Source organism: Sellimonas intestinalis (genome assembly GCF_001280875.1).
GTDB lineage: Bacteria > Bacillota > Clostridia > Lachnospirales > Lachnospiraceae > Sellimonas > Sellimonas intestinalis.
Map to the genome: position 1 here is coordinate 199,708 of NZ_LGAJ01000005.1, position 15,282 is coordinate 214,989.

At 45.0% G+C, this 15,282-nt stretch carries 23 protein-coding genes and 1 tRNA gene; 22 read left to right on the forward strand and 2 right to left on the reverse strand.

Annotation, left to right across the window (positions count from 1 at the left end):
- Positions 1-7: 7 nt before the first annotated feature.
- The gene (locus tag AOA56_RS06775) at positions 8-595 is read right to left on the reverse strand and encodes a TetR/AcrR family transcriptional regulator (RefSeq protein WP_024731844.1); all 588 of its coding nucleotides are present in this window, start codon (positions 593-595) and stop codon (positions 8-10) included.
- Between the two features lie 110 nt (positions 596-705).
- The gene (locus AOA56_RS06780) at positions 706-1,740 is read right to left on the reverse strand and encodes a proline racemase family protein (protein WP_048620762.1); all 1,035 of its coding nucleotides are present in this window, start codon (positions 1,738-1,740) and stop codon (positions 706-708) included.
- Between the two features lie 316 nt (positions 1,741-2,056).
- On the opposite strand from AOA56_RS06780, the gene AOA56_RS06785 reads away from it, so the two are divergent.
- The 22 genes from AOA56_RS06785 to rplE all read left to right on the forward strand — a co-directional run bounded on the left by AOA56_RS06785 (position 2,057) and on the right by rplE (position 15,267).
- A tRNA-Sec gene (locus AOA56_RS06785) sits at positions 2,057-2,154 on the forward strand.
- 176 nt (positions 2,155-2,330) lie between these two features.
- Complete coding sequence (gene prdC / locus AOA56_RS06790; RefSeq protein ID WP_024731845.1) at positions 2,331-3,659, forward strand: proline reductase-associated electron transfer protein PrdC; 1,329 nt, start codon at positions 2,331-2,333, stop codon at positions 3,657-3,659.
- Positions 3,660-3,772: 113 nt separating this feature from the next.
- Positions 3,773-5,638, forward strand: a complete 1,866-nt coding sequence (prdA, locus tag AOA56_RS06795; protein ID WP_053769237.1) for a D-proline reductase (dithiol) proprotein PrdA — start codon at positions 3,773-3,775, stop codon at positions 5,636-5,638.
- A gap of 22 nt (positions 5,639-5,660) precedes the next feature.
- Positions 5,661-5,951, forward strand: a complete 291-nt coding sequence (locus AOA56_RS06800) for a CBO2463/CBO2479 domain-containing protein (RefSeq protein ID WP_024731846.1) — start codon at positions 5,661-5,663, stop codon at positions 5,949-5,951.
- Positions 5,948-6,400, forward strand: coding sequence for a glycine/sarcosine/betaine reductase selenoprotein B family protein (locus AOA56_RS16865; protein WP_024731847.1), 453 nt, complete (start codon positions 5,948-5,950; stop codon positions 6,398-6,400). Before AOA56_RS06800 ends, AOA56_RS16865 begins: the two co-directional genes overlap by 4 nt.
- 27 nt (positions 6,401-6,427) lie before the next feature.
- On the forward strand, positions 6,428-6,673 hold the full coding sequence (locus tag AOA56_RS16870; protein WP_024731848.1) for a proline reductase: 246 nt from the start codon (positions 6,428-6,430) through the stop codon (positions 6,671-6,673).
- Positions 6,674-6,781: 108 nt separating this feature from the next.
- On the forward strand, positions 6,782-7,552 hold the full coding sequence (gene prdD / locus AOA56_RS06815) for a proline reductase cluster protein PrdD (RefSeq protein ID WP_024731849.1): 771 nt from the start codon (positions 6,782-6,784) through the stop codon (positions 7,550-7,552).
- 42 nt (positions 7,553-7,594) lie between these two features.
- Positions 7,595-8,059, forward strand: a complete 465-nt coding sequence (locus tag AOA56_RS06820) for a glycine/sarcosine/betaine reductase component B subunit (protein ID WP_024731850.1) — start codon at positions 7,595-7,597, stop codon at positions 8,057-8,059.
- A 688-nt stretch (positions 8,060-8,747) separates the two neighbouring features.
- A complete protein-coding gene (gene rpsJ, locus AOA56_RS06825; protein WP_024731851.1) occupies positions 8,748-9,065 on the forward strand; it encodes a 30S ribosomal protein S10 in 318 nt (105 codons plus the stop codon).
- Positions 9,066-9,140: 75 nt separating this feature from the next.
- On the forward strand, positions 9,141-9,821 hold the full coding sequence (rplC, locus tag AOA56_RS06830) for a 50S ribosomal protein L3 (protein WP_024731852.1): 681 nt from the start codon (positions 9,141-9,143) through the stop codon (positions 9,819-9,821).
- Positions 9,822-9,851: 30 nt separating this feature from the next.
- Complete coding sequence (gene rplD, locus AOA56_RS06835; RefSeq protein ID WP_024731853.1) at positions 9,852-10,472, forward strand: 50S ribosomal protein L4; 621 nt, start codon at positions 9,852-9,854, stop codon at positions 10,470-10,472.
- On the forward strand, positions 10,472-10,771 hold the full coding sequence (gene rplW, locus AOA56_RS06840; protein ID WP_024731854.1) for a 50S ribosomal protein L23: 300 nt from the start codon (positions 10,472-10,474) through the stop codon (positions 10,769-10,771). Before rplD ends, rplW begins: the two co-directional genes overlap by 1 nt.
- A 66-nt stretch (positions 10,772-10,837) precedes the next feature.
- Entirely contained in the window at positions 10,838-11,680 is an 843-nt protein-coding gene (gene rplB, locus AOA56_RS06845) for a 50S ribosomal protein L2 (protein WP_053769238.1), read from the forward strand.
- Positions 11,681-11,705: 25 nt separating this feature from the next.
- On the forward strand, positions 11,706-11,987 hold the full coding sequence (rpsS, locus tag AOA56_RS06850) for a 30S ribosomal protein S19 (protein ID WP_024731856.1): 282 nt from the start codon (positions 11,706-11,708) through the stop codon (positions 11,985-11,987).
- Positions 11,988-12,016: 29 nt separating this feature from the next.
- A complete protein-coding gene (rplV, locus tag AOA56_RS06855) occupies positions 12,017-12,403 on the forward strand; it encodes a 50S ribosomal protein L22 (protein WP_048620766.1) in 387 nt (128 codons plus the stop codon).
- A gap of 11 nt (positions 12,404-12,414) precedes the next feature.
- Positions 12,415-13,071: a 30S ribosomal protein S3 gene (gene rpsC / locus AOA56_RS06860; RefSeq protein WP_024731858.1), complete on the forward strand. Its 657-nt coding sequence runs from the start codon at positions 12,415-12,417 to the stop codon at positions 13,069-13,071.
- Positions 13,071-13,508, forward strand: coding sequence for a 50S ribosomal protein L16 (gene rplP, locus AOA56_RS06865; RefSeq protein WP_024731859.1), 438 nt, complete (start codon positions 13,071-13,073; stop codon positions 13,506-13,508). Before rpsC ends, rplP begins: the two co-directional genes overlap by 1 nt.
- Positions 13,498-13,704: a 50S ribosomal protein L29 gene (rpmC, locus tag AOA56_RS06870; RefSeq protein WP_024731860.1), complete on the forward strand. Its 207-nt coding sequence runs from the start codon at positions 13,498-13,500 to the stop codon at positions 13,702-13,704. Before rplP ends, rpmC begins: the two co-directional genes overlap by 11 nt.
- 14 nt (positions 13,705-13,718) lie before the next feature.
- The gene (gene rpsQ / locus AOA56_RS06875; RefSeq protein ID WP_024731861.1) at positions 13,719-13,973 is read left to right on the forward strand and encodes a 30S ribosomal protein S17; all 255 of its coding nucleotides are present in this window, start codon (positions 13,719-13,721) and stop codon (positions 13,971-13,973) included.
- Positions 13,974-14,009: 36 nt separating this feature from the next.
- Positions 14,010-14,378, forward strand: coding sequence for a 50S ribosomal protein L14 (gene rplN, locus AOA56_RS06880; protein WP_024731862.1), 369 nt, complete (start codon positions 14,010-14,012; stop codon positions 14,376-14,378).
- A 14-nt stretch (positions 14,379-14,392) separates the two neighbouring features.
- Complete coding sequence (rplX, locus tag AOA56_RS06885) at positions 14,393-14,704, forward strand: 50S ribosomal protein L24 (protein WP_048620767.1); 312 nt, start codon at positions 14,393-14,395, stop codon at positions 14,702-14,704.
- Between the two features lie 23 nt (positions 14,705-14,727).
- Positions 14,728-15,267, forward strand: a complete 540-nt coding sequence (rplE, locus tag AOA56_RS06890) for a 50S ribosomal protein L5 (RefSeq protein WP_024731864.1) — start codon at positions 14,728-14,730, stop codon at positions 15,265-15,267.
- Positions 15,268-15,282 lie beyond the last annotated feature (15 nt).

The window sequence follows — 15,282 nt, forward strand, 5'->3', positions numbered from 1 at the left end:
AGACAGGTCAGATACCATGAATAAAAGTATCGAGCATATGAGGAAGAAGACGGGAACTGTACTGGGAAAGGGAATACGTTCCTTTGCACAGCGCCCAGTCATAGATCATGGAACGCTCATACATGGCGTAGAGCTTTAACAGCTCATCCGTAGAGGAGTCCGGGGAGAATTCTCCGGACTCCACCGCTTTTGAGATAATTTCTCTGAGCCACATAAAATACAGACGGTTTTCGTCAAGAAGAGAGCGGTGGTCTTTCGTGATGAGCTGGGAAGAGTAGAGAAAAGCAATCAGATTGACATCAATGCTTGTCTCGATCATATGGAATAGCTCCCGATTCAGATACAGAAGCGTATTATAGGCGGAGAGGTTCGGATCGATCTCAGATCGGAGCTCCTCATACTTGGAGTCGAACAGATCTGAGATGGAATTTAAAAGCGCTTCCTTTCCCTTGAAATAGTGATAAAAGGTACCTTTTGAAGTTTTGGAAAGGGCGATGATATCTTCGACAGTAGTCCCATCATAGCCCTTTTTATAAAAAAGATTCCACGCTGCCTTGACAATGCGGCTTTTGGTTGATGAGCGTTTTCTTGGCATGGCTGTCAGTCCTTTCTGTTGTGCTGATGTACATGGCTGATAGAAATAAGAAAAACGGGACGGTGTTTGCCGCCCCGCCTTTTTGCAGTCAGATCCCCGGAGGTATCTGCCTAGCCCACCTGGAACCCGTATTTCAGAGGATCATCCTTGTCGATGACATAGGTGGAAAGGCCTGTAATGTAGGCAGATCCAGTGATCTGCGGGATAATGGCGTCATATTCACCGGCTTTTGCTTCGCCGAGGATAACGCCTTTAAACTTGGAACCTATGAAGCTTTCGTAGATAAACGGTTCCCCGATCTGGATTTCACCTTTTGCGTACAGGGTGGCAAGTTTTGCGCTTGTCCCGGTTCCACAAGGAGAACGGTCGGCCATATGATTTCCGAAAATGACCACGTTACGGCGGCTGCATCCTGGTGTGTCGGTATGACAGTAGAATTCAGCAAGATCCACGCTTGTTATATCCAGAGTCGGATGTTGGATCTCAACTTCACGGTTGACATTGTCAAGAAGCTTCATCCCGAAATCCTGGAAAAATGGTACGGTTTTAGGATCTACATGGAGATTAAGAGCCGGCTGTTCCGCATCGATCAGGGCGAAAAAGCTGCCGCCGAATGCGATGTCGTAGGTGATTTCCTTGCCGTCTACAACAGTTTTTAAATCTTTTTTATAAAGGAAAGCCGGTACATTTGTCAGAGTAACGCTGACTACTTTTCCGTTTTTAACTTCTGCTTTTGTGCGGATGAGTCCTGCTGGAGCCTCCAGTACAACTTCTGTCACAGGCTCTGTAGCTGGCATCAGGCCTGTTTCAATAAGAGCCGTGACTGTACCGATGGTTCCGTGACCGCACATATTCAAGTATTCGCCTGTATCCATGAAAAATACTCCAAAGTCAGCTTCCGGATTGATCGGTTCTACTACGATGGCTCCGAACATATCATGGTGTCCCCTCGGCTCATACATCAAAGCCTGACGGAAATGATCATAATGCTCGGCGAGATAATGCTTTCTCTCGATCATCGTATTTCCCTCAAGCTTCGGGAAACCGGAAACAACGATACGGGTAAACTCTCCTACAGTATGCGTATCGACAGCCAGAAAAGATGCCTCAAAGCTGTCAAGGTTTAATTTTGGATGCAGTTCCATAAAAAATCCTCCTTTGAGTAAGTAAAAATATTTATAGAAAATGTCAATAAATATAAATGTGACAAAAAAGAGAAAATCAAGTTCCAAATCTGTCTCGGAGGTCTTGTCAAAATCCCTGTTTTGTCGAAGAAAACGGGAACTAGACCCTATTCTAGTATGCCGTCTAGTCGGTAATTACAATTATGAGGGAAAAGCCTTGAAAAGTCAACGATTATTTGCTAAAATACAAGTGGTTGAAAAATAAAAATATTTTTGTTGAAATTTGCCGCGAACTGTGGTAAATTGTCTATGCGTCGAGAGGCGTATCTTGAAATATGGGGGTAGATGAGTAACTGGTGTGCTTCCTGGTCTTCAAAACCAGTGTGGGGCGTTAAGAGCGTCCTGGGTGGGTTCGATTCCCACATGCCCTCGCCAGAAAATAGCCCGGATATAAGGGTTTACAGGCATCCGCCGGCAGCAGCAGGAGGGGATGCCATTATAGATATTATCAATAAACAAACATTGCTGTGGATCACGATGGGAAGAAAGAACGGATTTGCAGGCCGCATGTTTCATCCCGCATAAAATATAAAGAAAAGGAGCATGTTGTTATGGGAAACATTCAACTTTTACTGCGTCAGCACGTAGGAGCACCATGTGAGCCGGTAGTGAAGGCCGGAGACCTGGTAAAAAAAGGTACACTTGTAGCAAAACCAACCGGACTTGGAGCGAATATTTTCTCCAGTGTATACGGTGTGGTAGAAGAGATTAAGGAAGACCGGATTGTAATCCGGCCAGACGAGGAACAGCCGGACGAGTATGAGAAGATTCCGGAGGGTACACCGCTTGAGATGGTGAAGGCGGCCGGAGTTGTTGGAATGGGAGGAGCCGGATTCCCGACAGGTATCAAGCTTGACGCGCATCTGGATCATGGATACATTCTGATCAATGCGGCAGAGTGTGAGCCGGGACTGTACCATAACATTAGACAGATCGAACAGCAGAGCGACAAGATCGTGCGCGGTGTAAAATACTGTATGGACATCGCCGGAGCTGACAAAGCTATTTTTGCTATTAAGAAGAAAAATGAAAAGGCGATTGACGCGCTCCGCACCGCAATCAAAGATGAGAAAGCCATGACAATCCATCTCCTTCCGGATATTTACCCGATGGGAGAGGAACGTGCGGTTGTCAGGGAGTGCCTTGGCATTGAGCTTGAGACGACACAGCTTCCATCTGCTGCCAATGCGGTCGTGGTGAATGTGGAGACGATCTCCAGAGTGACAGAGGCGATCGAGGAGAGAAAGCCGTGCTTCTTAAAGAATATGACAGTGATCGGTAAGTTAAACGGCGGAAATGAGCCGCATGTTTATATGGATGTTCCGGTTGGGACAAGTGTCGGAGAGATGATCGAAAGATCCGGCGGCATTGACGGCCTCTACGGAGAGATCATTATGGGAGGACCTTTCACAGGAAGCGCCACCACAGAGGACGCGCCGGTTACGAAAACAACGGGAGGCATCATCGTCACCATTGATTTCCCGAATCTTCATGGGGCAAAAGTTGGACTTCTTGTCTGCGCCTGCGGCGGCAGCGAGGCTCGCATGAGGGACATTTGCGAGAAGATGAATGGAGTTGTAGCATCCGTAGCAAGATGTAAGCAGGCCATAGAGAATAAACCTGGTGCGCCGCTGAAGTGTGAGAGACCGGGCAACTGTCCTGGACAGGCCAAGAATAATATCCAGTTCAAGAAGGACGGATGTGAATATATTATTATCGGCAACTGCTCAGACTGCTCCAATACAGTCATGGGATCCGCACCGAAGATGAAGTTGAAAGTGTTCCATCAGACAGACCATGTAATGAGAACGATCGGGCATCCGTTATACAGATTCCTGAGAGTGTCCAAACAGGTGGAACAGCTTCCGGAAGGAAAATAGTTTTAAGAAACGGTATAGCATAAAAGTACATCACATTCTGCGTCACCATGCGGTGTGGTTGTATATAGAAAACGGCGAAAAGCCGAAGGAGAAAATCAAGGAGGGAATAAAACATGTCAATTACAGCTGAAACAGCGAAAGCTCACGCAAAAGATCCGGCCGTACTTTGCTGCAGGGCGGAAGAGGGCATCACCATCGAAGCTGCAAATCTTGAAGATCCGGCGATCTTTGATGATCTGGTGGATTCCGGACTTTTAAATCTGGAAGGTGTCCTTACAATTGAACAGGTTCTGGGTGCGAAACTGAAAAAAACATGTGATTCGCTTACAGCGCTTACACCGGATGTCGTAGAGGGATACAAAGAAGTGGCAGCAGAAGAACCGGTTGAAGAGGAAACACCAAAGGCAGAGGAAGTTCCGGCAGAGGCACCGGCAGCACCTGCCGCACCTGCCGCACCGGCTCCCGTTCAGGGAGGAGTGTTCAAGCTTCACATTGGCGAAGGAAAGGATATCAATCTGGAGATTCCGGTTGGAATCATGGGGGGAGCAGCAGCTCCGGCACCTGCGGGAATACCTGCACCGGTCGTACAGGCAGTACCTGTAGCTGAGGAAAAAGAAGCCAGAGTGATGGGAACACTTACAAGAAAGCACTTTAACATCACAGAAGTAAAGAGAGGCCCGGAGACAAAGATCGACGGAACTGTTCTTTACATCCGGGAAGGTATTGAAGAAGAGGCTGCTGCGGGACAGGAGCTCGTAAACAGCTTAAAGATCGATATCATCACACCGGAGATGTATCACACATACTCCAACACAATCATGGACGTACAGCCAATCGCTACAAAAGAGGGCGAGTCTGAAATCGGAAGCGGTGTAACGCGTGTTCTTGATGGTGTTGTTATGATGGTGACAGGAACAGACGCTAACGGAGTTCAGATCGGTGAGTTTGGCTCTTCCGAAGGATTCCTCGATGAGAACATCATGTGGGGACGTCCGGGAGCGCCGGAGAAGGGTGAGATCTTCATCAAGACAGAAGTTATCATTAAAGAAGGTACCAACATGGAGCGTCCTGGCCCGCTTGCCGCACATACAGCGACAGATGTGATTACACAGGAGATCCGTGAAGCATTAAAGAAAGTGGACGACTCTCTTGTTGTAGATACAGAAGAGTTTGAACATCTCAGACATCCGGGTAAGAAGAAAGTCGTTATCGTAAAAGAGATCATGGGACAGGGAGCAATGCATGACAACCTGATTCTTCCGATGGAGCCGGTTGGCGTACTTGGCGCAAAGCCAAACGTAGACCTTGGAAATGTTCCGGTTATGACTTCTCCGCTGGAGGTACTCGACGGATGTATCCATGCACTCACATGTATCGGACCTGCATCCAAAGAGATGTCCAGACATTACTGGAGGGAGCCGCTTGTTCTGGAAGCGCTCCACGACGAAGAACTTGATCTTTGCGGTGTCCTTTTTGTAGGAAGCCCGCAGATCAATGCGGAGAAATTCTATGTATCCAAACGTGTCGGACAGACGGTAGAGGCACTGGATGTTGACGGTGCATTTATCACAACAGAAGGATTTGGAAACAACCACATTGATTTCGCAAGTCATCACGAGCAAATCGGTAAGAGAGGCATCCCGGTAGTCGGGTTATCTTTCTGCGCGGTACAGGGTGCGCTTGTTGTCGGAAATCCGTATATGACAAACATGGTCGATAACAATAAATCAGAATCCGGTATCGAGAATGAAGTACTTGCATGCAATACTCTCTGTAAAGAAGAGGCTGTACGTGCGATTGCAATGCTGAAGGCAGCGATGTCCGGAGAGGAAGTAAAACCGGCAGAAAAGAAATGGAATCCGAACGTCAAGGCTAACAACATCGAGCTGATCCAGAAAGCGACAGGAGAAAAGATTGACCTTGTCGCAAACGAACAGTCTCTGCCGATGAGCCAGAAGAGAAAAGAAAAGTATGATTAATAGATGGTAGTGGCGTATGGAACTGAAATATGGAGATAAAATCATCAGAATGGAAGGCGTCATCGTCGAGGTGCATGACGGCTGTGTGGGCGTAGATCTGAAAGGGAGACTCGGATTTCTGAAGATTCCGATGCGGATGCTCATTACGGACTATCCAATTAAAGTTGGACAGGAAGTAGCCTGGAACATGAGCTTTGTAGAGCAGATGGGGCCGGAGATCAACGAGAAATACGTCAGTAACCTGGATATTTACAAGAGGCGTCAGAAAGAGATGCGTGAACTGAGTGAAAATAATGAGGAGGTTTCAAAATGAGCTTAACGGTTGTGAAAGGTTTACAATCTGAAATTTTTGTTCCGATTACTCCGCCGGCAGTATGGGCTCCAGTGACAAAAGAGATCAAAGATATGTCCGTTGCTCTTGCTACAGCAGCAGGTGTCCATAAGAAAAGCCAGGAAAGATTTAATCTTGCCGGAGACTTCACATGGAGAAAGATTGAAAATACAACACCATCCAGTGAACTGATGGTTTCACATGGTGGATATGATAACGGTGATGTAAACAAAGACATCAACTGTATGTTCCCGATCGACAGAATCCATGAACTTGCTGCAGAAGGATTTATCAGAGCATGTGCTCCGGTACATGCAGGATTCATGGGCGGCGGTGGAAACCAGGAGAAATTTAAACACGAAACTGGTCCGGCCATAGCGCAGATGTTCAAAGAAGAGGATGTAGACGCAGTAATCCTCACCGCTGGATGAGGTACCTGCCACCGCTCTGCAGTATTGGTGCAGAGAGCGATTGAAGAGGCTGGTATTCCGACTATCATTATCGCAGCCCTTCCACCTGTTGTTCGTCAGACAGGAACACCACGTGCGGTAGCACCGCTCGTACCGATGGGAGCAAACGCCGGAGAACCGAACAATCCGGATATGCAGAGAGATATTGTAAAAGCGACGCTTGAGCAGCTTGTTGCAATTGATACTCCGGGAAAAGTTGTCTCACTTCCATTTGAATATATTGCAAAAGTATGATGCAAAAATTACGGGATCTGTACGAAATGTACAGATCCCGTTTTCCATATAAAGGAATTGTGGTATGATAAAGAAAGAATGAGCAAAATGGCAGGAGGGGACAAAACTATGGGAGAAGAAACAAAAGAGCTTCGCAGGCTCGTCATCAAGGCATACCATGTGCGGGAGGTTCAGTGGGGAAGCGAGAACGAGGTAACGGAAAACGGTATTTTGACTGTGGACAAAGAGAGTTCCGGACGATATAAACGTGGAAAAGAAGAATATATTTCTGATATCTCGTTTCGGATCATCCGCCCGGAAGAACGGGATCAGTATACGAATACGATCATGGATATTATACCGATTTCAGCGAAAGTGCTTGGGGATATTGGTGATGGAATCACTCATACCCTGACCGGAGTTTATGTGATTCTCACGGGTGTGGATACGGTGGGTAAGCAGACGCATGAATTTGGGTCTTCCGAAGGAAATCTGCTGGAGCAGATGAAATATGGAAAAGCCGGAACGCCAGGGGAAAACGACGCAATGATTACATTCGACGTAACTCTTCAGGAGGGTATGGGTCAGATCCGCGCGGGAGTCACGGCGGCGCATCGGGCCTGTGACGAGTTCGTTCAGGAATTCCGGGAACAACTCAGGAAATTTCACGGGGACAAATGCACAGAACGCCACGAGTTTTATGATGTAGTAAGACCGGGCAAAAAGAAAGTGCTGATTATCAAACAGGTGGCAGGACAGGGAGCTATGTACGATATGCATCTCTTTGCCAAAGAGCCATCCGGCGTGGAGGGGAGCCGCTCGATTATCGACATGGGAAATATGCCGGTTCTTGTGACGCCAAACGAATACCGGGACGGGATTTTGCGTTCCATGCAGTAGCAAGGAGCAGCATATAAAAAGCTAGATAAGGAGTGAGGAAGAATGGGAATCGGGCCATCTACAAAAGAAACAACGCTGCATAATTTTCGTGATCCTCTGCTTGACGTTGTGGCGGCAGATGAGGAACTGGATCTGATGGGTGTCCTCATTGTAGGAACACCACAGGATCAGCAGGATAAAGTTCTCGTAGGTACGAGAGCGGCGGTCTGGGCAGAAGGAATGCGTGCGGACGGCGTAATTATTTCCGCGGATGGATGGGGAAACAGCGATGTGGATTATACAAATACAATCGAGCAGCTCGGGAAACGGAATATTCCGGTGGTAGGCATCCACTTTACCGGAACGGCGGCTCAGTTCGTAGTAACCAATCCGTATATGGATACTATTGTAGATATGAACAAAAATCCGGAAGGCATTGAAACAAATATAGTCGGTGAAAACGCTGTAGACAGAATAGACGCCAGAAAAGCAACAGCTATGTTGAAACTGAAGATGAGGAAGCGGTAGAAAAGCACGCAGGATTTCTTTGGAAAGTGCATCGATGGGCTATGAAGAGCTGTACAGGGAGTATCTCCGGTATTCCGGGACAGAATCGTCCCGATTATAACATAGAAGATAGAAGAAAATGAAAAGGCGGATACGTGATCGCATCCGCCCTTTCATTTTGGTATGTCATTGAGAGGTTTTCTTGATTACACTGTAGTTTCTACATATACAAAACTGGGGAATCTCTAACTAGAGGATGTATATAAGAATTGGAGATGTCGCTGATATTTTGGGGGAATATCAACAACACTACAATGCAATCGTTTAGTACTTTAATGTACTAATACATTACTACTATAGCATGAGAACGGGTGAGTGTCAAGAGTTTAACGGAAAAAAGTATCCTAAGAGTGTACTGAAAAAAATACAAAAAATTGTAAAAAGGGCTTGCAAATTTATTTCCTATCATATATACTGAAAAAGCTGTGACATGATAGCGATGAAACGTGAGGTTGCTGCCCGTAAGTGGCAGGTTTTCCGCGGAGCGAATGTCAAGTTAGGAAACTGGCGACAAGTCACTGTACGAATCAATAACATCCATTGAAACATGGTAACAACGTGTGGTCTGATGCAGACACACACGGGAGAGTGTACAGTCACCGCTTGTCGTACTGAAGTTTAAAAGTACGAAAAGGAGGCGACTTTTTTTATGGCAAGTCAAGTAATGAGAATCACACTGAAGGCATATGATCATCAGCTTGTTGATGCATCTGCCAAGAAAATCATCGAAACTGTAAAGAAAAACGGAGCAAAGGTGAGCGGACCGGTACCGCTTCCTACAAAGAAGGAAGTAGTAACGATCTTAAGAGCGGTTCACAAATACAAAGACTCCAGAGAACAGTTCGAACAAAGAACTCATAAAAGACTGATTGATATCATCACACCAACACAGAAGACGGTTGATGCTTTATCCAGACTGGAAATGCCGGCAGGTGTGTACATTGATATCAAAATGAAACAAAAATAAGAAAGCAGTATTCCTAAAATTTAGGATGAACGGATACATTTTCCGTTCCGCTGTAAATCACAGGAGGTAAACATAATGAAGAAAGCTATTTTAGCAACAAAAGTCGGAATGACTCAAATCTTCAACGAGCAGGGCGTCCTGACTCCAGTAACCGTTCTTCAGGCAGGTCCTTGTGTAGTAACACAGATCAAGACAGTTGAGAACGATGGTTACAAAGCTGTTCAGGTTGGATTCGTTGATAAGAAAGAAAAGATTGTCAACATTGACAAGAGCGGCAAGAAAGAGATTGTTCACAGAAATGGTGTGACGAAAGCTGAAAAAGGACACCTGGACAAGGCCGGGGTATCCGGAAAGAGATTCTTAAAAGAATTCAAATTTGACAACGCAGAAGAATACACGCTTGCACAGGAAATCAAAGCTGATATCTTCGCAGTGGGAGATAAGGTAGACGCAACTGCGATTTCTAAAGGTAAAGGATTCCAGGGTGCAATTAAGAGACATAATCAGCACAGAGGACCTATGGCTCACGGTTCCAAATTCCACCGCCACGCAGGTTCCAACGGTGCGGCTTCCGATCCGAGCAGAGTATTCAAGGGTAAGAAGATGCCGGGACACATGGGAAGCAAGAAGATCACAATTCAGAATCTTGAAATCGTAAGAGTAGACGCTGAAAACAACCTGCTCTTAGTAAAAGGTTCCGTACCAGGACCTAAAAAATCTTTAGTAACAATCAAAGAAACAGTAAAGTGCATTTAGGTCTTTGAGAGGAAAGGAGGAACATAAGTAATGGCAAACGTAGCTGTTTACAATATCGAAGGTAAAGAAGTTGGTACGATTGACTTAAACGACGCTGTGTTCGGTGTTGAAGTGAACGAACATCTCGTGCATATGGCAGTTGTACAGCAGCTTGCAAATAAACGTCAGGGAACTCAGAAAGCGAAGACACGTTCTGAAGTATCCGGAGGCGGAAGAAAACCGTGGAGACAGAAAGGAACAGGTCACGCAAGACAGGGATCTACAAGAGCTCCGCAGTGGACAGGTGGTGGAGTGGTATTTGCTCCGACACCGAGAGATTACTCTTTCAAATTAAATAAGAAAGAAAAGAGAGCGGCTCTGAAATCCGCCCTGACATCCAGAGTGGAAGAAAAGAAGTTCATCGTAGTAGATGAGATGAAGTTCGATGAGATCAAGACAAAGAACTTCCAGAACGCATTAAACAATTTAAACGTATCCAAAGCATTAGTAGTATTAGAAGAAGGAAACACGAACGCAGAGCTTTCAGCAAGAAACATTCCTGATGTAAAGACAGCTCGGACTAATACAATCAATGTGTATGATATCCTGAAATACAACACAGTAGTTGCTACAAAAGCTGCTGTAGAGGCGATCGAGGAGGTGTACGCATAATGGCAAACATTCAGTATTATGACGTAATCCTGAAACCAGTGGTTACAGAAAAGAGCATGGGACTTATGGCTGACAAGAAATACACATTCCTTGTTCATCCGGAAGCAAACAAGACTCAGATTAAAGAAGCGGTCGAGAAAATGTTCGCTGGCACAAAGGTAAAGAGTGTCAATACAATGAACAACGATGGAAAGACAAAACGCCGTGGAATGACATACGGTAAGACTGCTAAGACGAAGAAAGCGATCGTAGCCCTGACAGAAGAAAGCGCAGAGATCGAGATCTTCCAGGGACTCTAAGATTAGAGAAAATAAACGGTGCAAATCCGTGAAACAAATAATTAGTAGACGAAAGGAGAAACAGTAATGGGAATTAAAACATACAACCCATATACACCTTCCAGAAGACAGATGACTGGATCTGATTTTGCTGAGATTACAAAGACAACTCCAGAGAAATCTCTGCTTGTCTCCAAAAGCAAAACGGCTGGTCGTAACGCTCAGGGTAAAATCACAGTGAGACACCGCGGAGGCGGAGCTAAGAGAAAATACAGAATCATTGATTTCAAGAGAAATAAAGATGGAATTCCGGCAAAGGTAATCGGCGTTGAGTATGATCCGAACAGAACGGCAAACATCGCCCTGATCTGCTACGCAGATGGCGAAAAAGCATATATCCTTGCGCCACAGGGACTGACAGACGGAATGACCATTATGAACGGACCGGATGCAGAAGTAAGAGTAGGAAACTGCCTGCCACTCTCTGAGATCCCGGTTGGTACTCAGATTCACAATATTGAGCTGTATCCGGGAAGAGGCGGACAGCTTGTTCGTTCCGCTGGCAACAGCGCGCAGTTAATGGCAAAAGAGGGCAAATACGCAACACTTCGTCTTCCGTCAGGAGAGATGAGAATGGTACCGCTTGTATGCCGTGCTTCTATTGGAGTTGTCGGAAACGGCGAACACAATCTGATCAACATCGGTAAAGCAGGACGTAAACGCCATATGGGCATCAGACCTACAGTTCGTGGTTCTGTTATGAACCCGAATGACCATCCGCACGGTGGTGGTGAAGGTAAGACAGGCATTGGACGTCCAGGCCCGTCTACACCTTGGGGCAAACCGGCACTTGGCCTTAAGACAAGAAAGAAAAACAAAGCGTCTAATAAGCTGATCGTAAGAAGACGTGACGGAAAAGCTATCAAATAAACAGTTTTGAAGGAGGTTAAACCTAATGGCTCGTTCACTTAAAAAAGGACCATTCGCAGATGCGAGTTTACTGAAAAAGGTAGAAGCTATGAACGAATCCGGAGACAAGTCTGTTATCAAGACTTGGTCCCGCCGTTCCACAATTTTCCCGATGATGATCGGTCACACAATCGCCGTTCACGACGGAAGAAAACATGTTCCGGTATATATCACAGAAGATATGGTTGGACACAAACTTGGTGAGTTTGTTGCTACAAGAACATACAGAGGACATGGAAAAGACGAAAAGAAATCCAGAGTAAGATAATAACGTGTATTTGAAAGGAGGGTTCATCCATGGCTAAGGGACATAGATCTCAGATTAAAAGAGAAAGAAACGCGAATAAAGACACGAGACCGTCTGCAAAGTTATCCTACGCAAGAGTTTCTGTTCAGAAAGCATGTTTCGTATTGGATGCCATCAGAGGTAAGGATGTAACAACAGCACTTGGTATTTTAACATATAACCCAAGATATGCTTCCAGCTTGATCAAGAAATTATTAGAATCAGCAATCGCAAACGCTGAAAACAATAACGGTATGTCACCAGAAAACCTTTACATTGCAGAATGTTATGCAAACAAAGGACCTACAATGAAACGTATCAGACCAAGAGCACAGGGGCGGGCTTACAGAATCGAAAAGAGAATGAGCCACATTACACTTGTGTTAGATGAAAGATAAGGAGGGCAATCATGGGACAGAAGGTTAATCCACACGGATTGAGAGTCGGAATCATCAAAGACTGGGATTCCAGATGGTATGCAGAAAAAGACTTCGGCGACAATCTGGTTGAAGACCACAAAATCAGAAAATTTCTTAAAAATAAATTATACAGTGCCGGAATCGCAAAGATCGAGATCGAAAGAGCATCTGACCGTGTAAAGATCATCGTTTACACAGCGAAGCCAGGTGTGGTAATCGGTAAAGGCGGTTCCGAAATCGAGAAGGTAAAAGCAGAGCTTCAGAAGATGACAGATAAGAAAGTTATCGTTGACATCAAAGAAGTGAAGAGACCGGACAAAGACGCTCAGCTCGTTGCTGAAAACATTGCACTTCAGCTTGAAAACCGTATTTCTTTCAGACGTGCCATGAAGTCCTGCATGAGCAGAACAATGAAGGCAGGAGCGCTTGGTGTGAAAACATCCGTTTCCGGACGTCTTGGCGGAGCTGATATGGCTCGTACAGAGTTTTACAGCGAAGGTACGATTCCGCTTCAGACACTTCGTGCAGACATTGACTATGGATTCGCTGAGGCAGACACAACTTACGGAAAAGTAGGTGTGAAAGTCTGGGTATACAAAGGCGAAGTTCTTCCAACAAAGGCTAATCAGGAAGGGAGCGATAAATAATGTTAATGCCAAAAAGAGTAAAACGTCGTAAACAGTTCCGTGGCTCCATGAGAGGAAAAGCTTTACGCGGAAATAAAATCACAAACGGTGAATTTGGTCTTGTGGCAATGGAACCATGCTGGATCCGTTCCAACCAGATTGAGGCTGCCCGTGTTGCTATGACCCGTTATATCAAGCGTGGCGGTAAAGTCTGGATCAAGATCTTCCCAGATAAACCTGTAACTACGAAACCAGCTGAAACGCGTATGGGTTCCGGAAAAGGTACTCTTGAATACTGGGTAGCAGTTGTTAAGCCAGGACGTGTTATGTTTGAACTTGCCGGAGTACCGGAAGAAGTTGCACGTGAAGCGCTGCGTCTTGCAATGCACAAATTACCTTGTAAATGTAAAATCGTTTCTCGCGCAGATTTAGAAGGCGGTGATAACAGTGAAAATTAATGCATTTGTAGAAGATTTAAGAAAGAAATCAGTTTCAGAATTGAATGAAGAATTAGTAGCTGCTAAAAAGGAACTCTTTAACCTGAGATTCCAGAACGCAACGAATCAGCTTGAAAATACAAGCAGGATCAAAGAAGTAAGAAAAAATATTGCCAGAATCCAGACCGTGATTACTGAGATGGCAAAAGCTGAGTAAGGAGGGAACAGATCGTGGAAAGAAACCTGAGAAAAACAAGAGTTGGTAAGGTTATCAGCAACAAAATGGACAAAACAATCGTAGTTGCAGTTGAAGACCATGTGAAACACCCGCTTTACAACAAAATCGTGAAGAGAACTTACAAATTAAAGGCACATGATGAAAACAACGAATGCAACATTGGAGATAAAGTAAAGGTTATGGAAACAAGACCGCTGTCTAAAGATAAAAGATGGAGACTTGTGGAAGTAATGGAAAAAGTGAAATAATTTCACGATGGAGCAGAATATAAGGAGGTTACCTGCATGATTCAGCAAGAAAGCAGATTAAAAGTAGCAGATAACACAGGTGCTAAAGAATTACTTTGTATCCGTGTTATGGGCGGTTCTACAAGAAGATATGCAAATATCGGAGATGTGATCGTTGCTTCTGTTAAAGACGCAACACCTGGCGGCGTTGTTAAAAAAGGTGACGTTGTAAAAGCGGTCGTTGTCCGTACAGTAAAAGGCGCACGTCGCAAAGATGGTTCTTACATCAAATTCGATGAAAATGCTGCTGTTATTATCAAAGAAGACAAAAACCCAAGAGGAACTCGTATTTTTGGACCAGTTGCAAGAGAGCTTCGTGAAAAACAGTTTATGAAGATTGTATCTCTGGCTCCGGAAGTATTATAAGGAGGTACCTGAGAATGTCAACTATGAAAATTAAAAAGGGTGACACAGTCAAAGTGATCGCCGGAAAAGATAAAGACAAAGAAGGCAAAGTTATTTCCGTTGACAGAAAGAACGGAAGAGTTCTGGTAGAGGGCGTCAACATGCTGACAAAGCACACAAAACCAAGTGCTGCAAATCAGGAAGGCGGCATCATCCACCAGGAAGGACCTATTGATGCATCTAACGTAATGTATGTTCACAAAGGGAAAGCTACAAGAGTAGGTTTCAAGATGGACGGAGACAAAAAGGTACGTTACGCAAAATCAACAGGCGAAGTGATTGATTAATTCGAGAAAGGAGGTCCAGCGCTTTGAGTAGATTAAAAGAACAGTATCAGAACGAGATGGTAGACGCTCTGATCAAGAAATTTGGATATAAAAATATTATGGAAGTACCGAAGCTTGACAAAGTTGTGATTAACATGGGCGTCGGTGAAGCAAAAGAAAACCACAAACTTCTGGAATCTGCTATCTCTGATCTGGAGACGATTACAGGCCAGAAAGCAGTTACTACAAAGGCTAAAAAATCCGTGGCGAACTTCAAGATCAGAGAGGGTATGCCGATCGGATGTAAAGTTACGTTAAGAGGTGAAAAGATGTACGAGTTCGTTGATCGTCTGATCAACCTTGCACTTCCTCGTGTACGTGACTTCAGAGGTGTAAATCCGAACTCATTTGATGGAAGAGGAAATTATGCCCTTGGAATCAAAGAACAGTTGATTTTCCCGGAAATCGAATATGATAAGGTTGACAAAGTTCGCGGTATGGACGTGATCTTCGTAACGACTGCTAAGACAGACGAAGAAGCTCGTGAATTACTGAAACAGTTCAACATGCCATTCGCAAAGTAGTAAAGGAGGAAAATC